This is a genomic window from Tsukamurella spumae (assembly GCF_012396015.1).
GTDB lineage: Bacteria > Actinomycetota > Actinomycetes > Mycobacteriales > Mycobacteriaceae > Tsukamurella > Tsukamurella spumae.
Window position 1 is genome coordinate 1 of sequence record NZ_JAAXOQ010000053.1, and the last position, 8,553, is coordinate 8,553.

Below are 8,553 nucleotides of genomic sequence, written 5' to 3' on the forward strand. Positions count from 1 at the left end.
TCCCGGGCAACCCGGACCACATCATCACGGAACTCTTTCGGATAAGGCTTAGGCACAGTAGTCATCCTTCCAGGCCGCCCTCCCGGGGCAAGCCAGATCAGATGTCACCTAACCGTGCACCAGTCCCACTGGACCAAGGCTCGGATCAGGCCGTCCAGCCGTTGAGGTCGTCGAGCAGCGCCATCTTTTCGGCGTCATAGCCCGTCTCCCCCACCTCGATGCCGACGTTCCACCGCATTGTCGACGGGGTGCGCCGATCGAATGTCGGCCACGCCGGAACGCCGTCGCCATTGGGGTCACCCGTAGCGACGAAGTTGACCAGAGACGACATCATCGCCGCCGACAGATCCCGATCAGCGTCTTCCCAGGCCCATGAAGGGCGAGCCCGCTCGAGAGCGCCGAACGCGTACAGGACGTCGGAACCATGGAATGCGCCCGCGTAGCTGGCCTCGATCACGTCGTCGGCCGGAGCGATCGGCGGCCGACGCAAGAAGCGGAAGTGCCAGAGCGGCGACACACAACCAGCCTCGTGGCTGCGCGCGGCTGCCCAAGTTGACCAGTTGAAGATGCGGTCGGCTTCGAGGTCCCAACTGGCGCTCCGCGCTCCCCCATTGTCGGACGCCGGGTAGAGCTCCCATGCGCGATCAGCGGCGTCACCGAAGGTCGCACGCAGATGCTCCCGATAGGCGCTGAGCGTGGGGAGATACGGCAGTCCCGAAGCCTCGTTTCCCACATCCCCCAGCAGGAAGGGTACGTCGTGGATCCGGCCGCTCTGGTACGCACGCATCGGAGATTCGAGCAGAACATGCCCATCGATCAGGGGGTACGCTCCGTCGAACAGGTGCAGACTGACCTCTGCACCGGGCGCCAGGTCGAAGTTCCACGATCCGTGCGCCCGGGGAAGTAGTACTGCGTCGATCTGGTGGGGTGACAGCGCCCGCATTGCCGCCGGATCTCGAGCTCCCAGCGTCTCCATGATCTCGGTGCCAGCGGCCTCCCCTGCCGCCAGGGTTTGCACTCCCGCAGGATGGCCAGGCCCCTCCAGGTCCCGCGCGAGACCGGGACCGCTGTGCGCGATCGCCTTATGGAACAGGCCGACCGCTAGGGGCGACGCGCGGAGCACGTGCACTGAGTTGGCGCCGGCGGAAACGCCACCGATCGTGACGTCACCCGGGTCTCCGTCGAACGCCGCGATGTTGCGCTGCACCCACTGCAAGGCGGCGATCTGATCCAACAGTCCGTAGTTGCCGGAAGCCCCGTACTCGGACTCGGCCGAGAGTGCCGGGTGCGCAAGGAATCCCAGACGACCTAGCCGATGATTGACCGTGACCACAACGCAACCTGATCGAGCCAACCGCTCTCCGTCGTACATGGGATTGGCTGCGGATCCGAACTGGTAGGCGCCGAAGTGAAACCACACCAGGACGGGGCGCGGACCGGTCCCCGCTCTCGGCGTCCAGACGTTCAGCGTTAGGCAGTCCTCGCTGAACTCGGCCTCGCCCCCGAAATAGAGGGAGTTCGACGGGGGCGCCGCCTGTGGGGCTGCGGGACCGAACCGGAGCGCATCTCTCACGCCGGACCACGAGTGCGCAGGACGCGGTGCCCGCCAGCGAAGTTCGCCCACCGGCGGCGCTGCGTAAGGCACGCCCAAGAAGGATCGCACGCCGTCGGCGCGGATGTGCCCACGGAGTGCGCCGGTCTCGACCGTGACAGTGGTATGAGTCATTTGCGTGGCCCGCCCGTCAGGATACCCGTGACAGACAACGGAACTCACGACGGTGATACACCGTCGGGTCCGCATCCTCGAGATCCACACCATCGACCCGGCCGATCAAAATCGTATGGTCGCCTCCAGGTAGTTTGTCGAATGCCGAACACTGAAGCGTGACACTCGATCCCGCGAGAAGAGGCTGACCCGCCTCGTCAAGCGTCACACCCCCTATGAACTTGTCCGCTCCTCGCGTCGCGAACAGCATCGCCAATTCGGCCTGGCCGTGCGCAGCGACGTGAATGTTCCAGCGGTCGGCCTCCAGAAAGGCCTCATGACACTCGGCCTTCTTCGCAATGCATACGAGAACCAACGCCGGGTCCGCGGACAGCGAGCAGAAGGAGGTCGCCGTGAAGCCACGAGGGGCACCGCTGGCGTCCGTCGTCGTCACGATCGTGACGCCACTCGGAAAGCGCGTCATCGCATCACGGAAGCGGTCAATGTCGATCTCGACATGGGGCTGGGTTTCGTTGGAAGTCATGAATCTCTCCAGAACTCGAATGGTGAGGGCTGACGGCCGGACGGACAGAGCCCCGTCGGGTCACTCGGACCGCCACTGGTGATCGCCGTCACATCACGCTACAATCCGTCGTAAGGAATGTCCATACCGTAATGCGGGATGACGTCCGACCATCCTGGAACGCATTGAATCGAGGAACCGACCGTGCACCAACCTCCCTGGCTCAGCGAGAACGACGTCGACCGCGCCGTCGACGTCCGAGACGCGATCCCCGCCGTCGCCGCGGCCATCGAACACGAAGCTCGAGGACTAGCCGGGAACATCGCGAAGACGATGACCACGTGGGATCCCGCCAGCGCCGCTCACGCCCTGGGCGGCTTCGACCATGCGACCGCCAGGGTCGCATTCAAGACCTGGGTCAACACCCCCGTCGGCGCCGAGTCGCTGCTCAGCCTGTTCGACGCCACCAACGGCCGCATTCTCGCTCTCATGCAGTCCGTCACGCTCGGTGTCATCCGGACTGCCGCGGTGTCTGGCGTGGCCACGGACCTCCTCGCCGACCCCGGCGCCGACGAGCTCGCGATCATCGGCAGCGGCCGTCAGGCGCTCCGCCAGGTCGCCGCCGTCGCGGCCGTCCGTCCGCTCCGCCGTGTCCGGGTGTGGAGCCCTACCCCGGCAAGCCGCGCCGGCTTCGCGGAGCAGATCTCCGCCGAGCTCGGCATCGTCGCCGAAGCCCTGCCCAGCCTCGAGGCGGCGGTCGCCGACGCGCCCATCGTCACGGTGGTCACTCGGGCTCGAGAGCCGTTCTTCCCGCGCGGAATCCTTGCGCCTGGCGCGCACCTGAACGCGATCGGCGCCATCCTTCCGCACGCGGCGGAATTCGACAGTGCGCTACTTGCAGATTCCTCGATCACGGTGGTGGACAACCTCGAGAACGCGCGTCGCGCGTCGCGAGAGCTCATCGAGTTCTACGGCGACGACTTCTCGCCGGTGCAGACCCTCGGCGATCTCATGACCGGTGCCGCTGCTCGGCCGTTGTCGCCCGCATTGACCGTCTTTAAAGGCATGGGTATGGGCCTTGCCGATCTCGCCGTCGCGAACGTCGCTGCGGCCAACCACGAAGGAGTACCGACCGCATGAGGTTTCGCAGCACACCCGAGTCGATCACCGGATCGATCTCGCCGTTGATCACCCCGTTCGCCGACGACCTCGGGCTGGATCTCGGGAGCCTCGCCACGCTGACGCGGTGGCACCTCGACAGCGGGACGCACGGCGTGTCCATCGGCGGGTCGACAGGCGAGCCCAGCTCTCAGACGGTCGCCGAGCGGATTGCCGCCATCCGCGCCGTCGCCGATGTCGTTGACGACGCCGTTCCCTTCCTTGCCGGCACCGGCTCCGCCAAGCTCGACGAGACGCTCGAGCTAACGGCGGCAGCAGTCGACGCGGGTGCTGACGCAGCCCTCGTCATCACCCCGTACTACGCGCGGCCCACCCAGGAGGCGTTGTTCCAGTGGTACTCAACGGTCGCCGCCGAGTTCCCCGACATGCCGATCGTGATCTACAACGTCCCGTCACGCACAGCGGTCGACCTCGCACCCGAGACCGTGGCGCGACTAAACCGCGCGCACGAGAATATCGTCGGCATCAAGGAGACCACGCGCGACTTTGAGCACTTCTCCCGTGTCCTACACGCCACGGGCCGCGACTTCCTCGTATGGTCCGGCATCGAGCTGCTCTGCCTTCCGCTCATGGCACTGGGCGGACGTGGCTTCATCAGCGCAACCGCAAATCTCGCACCGCGCGCTGTCGCAACGATGTACGAGCGATGGGAAGCAGGCGATTTCGACGGTGCACGCGACATCCACTACGCGTTGCATCCACTCACAGACCTACTGTTCGTCGAGACGAATCCTGCGCCGGCCAAGTGGGTCCTTGAGCGCAAGGGCCTCCTGGCCTCGGGGGCGGTTCGCCCGCCGTTGATCACACCGACACCCAAGGGTCTCGACAAGATCGAAACGCTGCTCGAGCAGGCACAGCCCGCACTGGCGCTTGAGCGGTTTCCCGTTCCATCGGCCTAACTCACCGGCTCCCACACCGGACAGGCCCGCACCGGATTCCGCCGAAGCCGGTGCGGGTCTCCGCCTACTGCGCGCCGAGAGCAACCGAGATCTCGCGCGCGCAAGTGCGCAGCGCCTCAGCATCGGCGGACATCGCCTCGGCAGTGAGGCGGCCGACCGGGCCCGCGACGACCAGTGCGGCCACGATCGCGCCACGCCCGTCGAGAATCGGCGCAGCCATTGTCGAGACGTCGGGGTGCACGCGATTCGCCCCCTCCTCGGGGAGCATCGAGAGCCCGGTGTCGCGCGTTCGCTCGACATCGGCGAGGAACTCTTCCAACTCCGCGTGCTCAATGTCGGGATACCAAGCCTCGACCATGGCTGTCACCGAGTCCGGTTCATCATCCGCGAGCAGCACCCGCGTACCCGCCGTGAGGTCGGCCATCACGACCCGGGTGCCGATCTGCAGGTACTGCCGGATCGTGTACGTCCCGTCGGAGCAGGCGACACACACCTTGGAGTCGCCGGTACGCGTCCACAGGGACGTCGTTTCCATCACTCGCTCACGTAGATCATCCATGTAGGGCTGGGCAATGGAGGCGATGTCCACTTGCTCCGCTCGGCGCTGTGCCAGCTTCGTCACCCCGACTCCCAGGCTGTACCGCTTGGTCAGCGGATTGAACTCGAGAAGGTCACCGTGCGCGAGCGTCACCGCGATCCGGTGCGCCGTGCTGGCGCTGCAGCCGAGTTCGTGAGCGAGCGACTGCATCGTCTGAGGACCCCGTGCCGCAGCGAGCACCTCCAATAGCCTGACCGCACGCTGCACCGACTGGACCCCGGACTTCCCGACGGAATCCTGACCGTCCATCGACGTATCCCTGCCCGTTTCCAACGACATCGTGCCCGCACCGCCTCCCGTGGTTCTTCATGGAGGTTAGCCGCCCCCAGAATTGGCTTCATCATATCCCGCCCAGCGGGTTGCGCTTCCCGCCACACGGATCGTAGAGTGTGACGTGTCACATATTCGTGGGCAATTGTGGCTCGCTTCATTCCTACTTAGCCGATCGAGGTCCTCACTCATGCGCTTAGCAACCCTGCGTGTCGCCGGCCGCACCCGCGCCGCACGCGTCGAATCGGATGGTGGTGCGATCCTCCTGGACGCGCCTGACGTCGGAACCCTGTTGCAGCACCCCAATTGGGAAGATCTCGCCCGTGCGGACGGACCCCGGGCGGACTTCGCTCCAGAGGACCTCGCTCCGCCGATCACGCTCCGCTCGGCGAAGGTCTTCCTCGTTGGATTCAACTTCGGCTCGCACGCAACTGAGCTCGGCCGCGAGCAACCAGCGTATCCGTCAATCTTCGCGAAATACCCCGAGAGTCTCGTTGGCGCACACGACCCCATCGCCCTGCCGCACCACAGCCTCAGCGTCCAAAATGACTGGGAGGTGGAACTGGTCACGGTGATCGGCACTGCAGGTCGGCACATCCCCATCGCGGACGCCCCGCGGCATATCGCCGGATACTGCGTAGGCAACGACACGGGGGTTCGCGACTGGCAGTTCCGCAACCGGCCGCCCCTAATGGGGAAGGCGTGGGAGGCGATGACGCCGATCGGGCCCTGGCTGACCACGGATTCAGGCCCGGTGGACGCCATGCGGCTGACCACCGACGTCGACGGCGAGCGGGTGCAGGACGGCCTCGGCGCCGACATGATCTTCGACCCCGCGACCGTCATCTCATATCTCAGCACCGTCATCACCCTGCAGCCAGGGGACATGATCTTCCTCGGAACCCCGCCCGGCATCGCGCTGGGACAGGAACCCGCGCCGTGGCTGCACCCCGGCCAGACTCTCACCACCGCAATCTCCGGCCTCGGCGAACTCCGCAATCTCTGCGTCGAGTCCCCGGCCCCCGCCACCTCAGATTGGACGATCCATGGGTGACCCCACCACCGCGAAGCCGATCTCACCTCTGGCCTTCGAGGACTTGAGCCTCGCATCGCAGGATCTGCTCCGCCCCCGCTACGAACGGTTGGGCTACCTGGGCGAGATCTTCGGCGTACTCGGCAATGATGACGCCGTCCTGCGCGCATTTGTCGGATTCGCTGACGCCTCGGCTTCCCCAGTTGACCAGGACGTCCGCGAAGTGGTCGCACTGGCCATCGCCGCCGCAACCGACGCAGAACCCGAACTGTTCCAGCATGAACGACGCGCCCTACGGTTGGGGTTCACCTCCGACGAGATCGCCGCGATCGAGACTCTTGACCCGGATCACTCGGACCTGCGCGCCGGAACGAGGGACGTCCTCGCCGCATCCGCAGCGGCTGCGCGCGGGGACTGGGCCGGCGCGCGGGCGGCACTCGCCAAACTGAGTACCGCTGCCGGTCCGAGCGTCGCAGCCGGCGTCCTCCTGCAGATCGGCTACTACCTCATGGCGACGTCGATGGGACACATCCTCGCTCTCACACCGCCGGTCACATCGATCTTCGGGGGACAGTCCGGTGACTAGCGTCATCGACATCGGAATCGGAGCACTCGTCGACGAGCTGCCGTCCGACCTCGTCATCACCGACCCCGATATCACCGCCAGCTACGCGCGCGACCAGTCAAGATTCACGTCTTGGAGTGTTCCCGCGGTAGTCCTCGCACCGCGCAGTACCGCGGAGGCATCCCTCTGTCTCACCGCGGCGCATCGACACTCTGTGCCGGTCGTGATCCGCGGCGCTGGATCCGGCCTAAGCGGGGGCGCAAACGGCGCGTCGGGGGCGGTAATGGTGAGCACTCATCGCCTAAAGACGATCGTCGACATCGACGCCGAAGCGCGGCTCGCCACCGTGCAGGCTGGCGTGGTGACCGCCGACCTCCGGGCCGCGGCGGGAGCCGTCGGGCTCCACTACCCGCCGGATCCGGGCAGCGTTGAGATGTGCACCATTGGCGGCAACATTGCGACGAATGCCGGCGGAATGTGCTGCGTGAAGTATGGCGTCACGCGCGACTACGTTGCCGCACTCACCGTGGTACTCGCCGACGGCACGATCATGCGAACCGGTCACACGACGCGAAAGGGTGTGGTCGGCTACGACACGACCGGACTCATCGTCGGATCGGAGGGGTCACTCTGCATGGTCGCCGAGGCTACGGTCCGATTGGTGCCGGCGCCGGCACCACCGACGACCGTCCTCGCGACCTTCGATGCTCTCGTCGCCGCGGGACGCGCCATCGTCGGAGTCCACCGCTCGGGTACGCCCTTCTCCATGGTGGAGATCCTCGACGGGACCACGGTACGCGCGGTCGAGCACCACACTGGCATGGATCTCGCGGGCGTGAATGCACTGCTGCTCATCCAGTACGAAGGCAACATGCCTCAATCGGCGCAGGACGAGTTGGCCGCGATTCTCTCGGCCAGTGGAGCCACCGATGTCGTGACCAGCTCGGACCCCCAAGAATCAGACATGCTCCTACAGACCCGCCGGATGGCACTCCCCGCACTCGAGGGGCTCGGCGACTGGCTGCTCGACGACGTCTGCGTGCCCGTACCGCGGATCGTCGAACTGATCGCAGCGATCGAACATATCGCGGACCGACGAGGCCTGACCATCGGTGTGTTCGGGCACGCGGGGGACGGAAACCTGCACCCAACGATCATTTTCGACGCCAGCGACGCGGAGGCCGCCGGCGCCGCTCACGCGGCGTTCGTCGACATCACCGACGCGGCTCTCGCCCTCGGTGGTACCGCATCAGGCGAACACGGCGTGGGGCGACTCAAACGCCCCTGGCTGATTCGCGAACTCGATCCGGCGGACCTCGCGCTCCAGCGCCGCCTCCGCGCCGCCTTCGACCCCGAAGGCATGCTCAGCCCCGCGGGTTGAGTCCGGCCAGCCCAACGAAGGAATCCCCATGAAGCACCGCCCCACCAATGCTGACGAGCTCCACCTCGGCTACTTCTTCCCTTCAGGAAAGACCAACTTCCTGTACTCGGACGAAGCGGCCCGCCGCACCCCGGAAATGACAAAGGCCAACCTGATCGCGCTCGCACAGGCGGCCGAGCACACCGGCTTCGACTCGCTGTTCATCGCTGACAACTGGTCAGGACACCAGCGAGCGGCGGAGCTAGCCGGGCATCAGTCACCCGCGTACCATGCGGGACTGGTGCACGGTTAGGTGACATCTGATCTGGCTTGCCCCGGGAGGGCGGCCTGGAAGGATGACTACTGTGCCTAAGCCTTATCCGAAAGAGTTCCGTGATGATGTGGTCCGGGTTGCCCGGGA

9 protein-coding genes are annotated in these 8,553 nt (G+C 66.0%); 6 read left to right on the plus strand and 3 right to left on the minus strand.

The genetic code is table 11. From position 1 onward, the window contains the following. Window positions 1–145: 145 nt before the first annotated feature. Both HF999_RS21650 and HF999_RS21655 read right to left on the minus strand, forming a co-directional pair. Complete coding sequence (locus HF999_RS21650; protein ID WP_138944084.1) at window positions 146–1,819, minus strand: carboxylesterase/lipase family protein; 1,674 nt, start codon at window positions 1,817–1,819, stop codon at window positions 146–148. Beyond that, on the minus strand, window positions 1,743–2,249 hold the full coding sequence (locus HF999_RS21655; RefSeq protein ID WP_006368851.1) for a flavin reductase family protein: 507 nt from the start codon (window positions 2,247–2,249) through the stop codon (window positions 1,743–1,745). The genes HF999_RS21650 and HF999_RS21655 overlap by 77 nt, the downstream gene beginning before the upstream one ends. Window positions 2,250–2,432: 183 nt before the next feature. Between HF999_RS21655 and HF999_RS21660 the strand changes: the two genes are divergently transcribed. Continuing rightward, complete coding sequence (locus tag HF999_RS21660; RefSeq protein WP_006368852.1) at window positions 2,433–3,368, plus strand: ornithine cyclodeaminase family protein; 936 nt, start codon at window positions 2,433–2,435, stop codon at window positions 3,366–3,368. Then, a complete protein-coding gene (dapA, locus tag HF999_RS21665) occupies window positions 3,365–4,306 on the plus strand; it encodes a 4-hydroxy-tetrahydrodipicolinate synthase (RefSeq protein WP_006368853.1) in 942 nt (313 codons plus the stop codon). Before HF999_RS21660 ends, dapA begins: the two co-directional genes overlap by 4 nt. A 64-nt stretch (window positions 4,307–4,370) precedes the next feature. Here dapA and HF999_RS21670 read toward each other — a convergent pair whose 3' ends face one another. Next, the gene (locus HF999_RS21670; RefSeq protein ID WP_006368854.1) at window positions 4,371–5,153 is read right to left on the minus strand and encodes an IclR family transcriptional regulator; all 783 of its coding nucleotides are present in this window, start codon (window positions 5,151–5,153) and stop codon (window positions 4,371–4,373) included. Between the two features lie 313 nt (window positions 5,154–5,466). Between HF999_RS21670 and HF999_RS21675 the strand changes: the two genes are divergently transcribed. Genes HF999_RS21675 through HF999_RS21690 form a run of 4 tightly spaced genes read left to right on the plus strand, consistent with a single transcriptional unit; the run spans window position 5,467 to window position 8,445 of the window. Then, a complete protein-coding gene (locus HF999_RS21675) occupies window positions 5,467–6,228 on the plus strand; it encodes a fumarylacetoacetate hydrolase family protein (RefSeq protein WP_168547845.1) in 762 nt (253 codons plus the stop codon). Continuing rightward, window positions 6,221–6,793 (plus strand): carboxymuconolactone decarboxylase family protein, encoded by a 573-nt coding sequence (locus tag HF999_RS21680; protein ID WP_006368856.1) that lies wholly within the window; start codon window positions 6,221–6,223, stop codon window positions 6,791–6,793. The genes HF999_RS21675 and HF999_RS21680 overlap by 8 nt, the downstream gene beginning before the upstream one ends. Then, the gene (locus HF999_RS21685; RefSeq protein WP_006368857.1) at window positions 6,786–8,153 is read left to right on the plus strand and encodes an FAD-binding oxidoreductase; all 1,368 of its coding nucleotides are present in this window, start codon (window positions 6,786–6,788) and stop codon (window positions 8,151–8,153) included. Before HF999_RS21680 ends, HF999_RS21685 begins: the two co-directional genes overlap by 8 nt. 28 nt (window positions 8,154–8,181) lie before the next feature. Beyond that, complete coding sequence (locus tag HF999_RS21690) at window positions 8,182–8,445, plus strand: LLM class oxidoreductase (protein WP_246208418.1); 264 nt, start codon at window positions 8,182–8,184, stop codon at window positions 8,443–8,445. Window positions 8,446–8,553: the final 108 nt, after the last annotated feature.

Excerpts from the sequence above, each read along its gene's own strand:
- HF999_RS21650 (WP_138944084.1), bottom strand. The coding sequence starts at position 1,819 with ATGGTGTGGATCTCGAGGATGCGGACCCGACGGTGTATCACCGTCGTG.
- HF999_RS21655 (WP_006368851.1), bottom strand. The coding sequence starts at position 2,249 with ATGACTTCCAACGAAACCCAGCCCCATGTCGAGATCGACATTGACCGC.
- dapA (WP_006368853.1), top strand. The coding sequence starts at position 3,365 with ATGAGGTTTCGCAGCACACCCGAGTCGATCACCGGATCGATCTCGCCG.
- HF999_RS21670 (WP_006368854.1), bottom strand. The coding sequence starts at position 5,153 with ATGGACGGTCAGGATTCCGTCGGGAAGTCCGGGGTCCAGTCGGTGCAG.
- HF999_RS21680 (WP_006368856.1), top strand. The coding sequence starts at position 6,221 with ATGGGTGACCCCACCACCGCGAAGCCGATCTCACCTCTGGCCTTCGAG.
- HF999_RS21690 (WP_246208418.1), top strand. The coding sequence starts at position 8,182 with ATGAAGCACCGCCCCACCAATGCTGACGAGCTCCACCTCGGCTACTTC.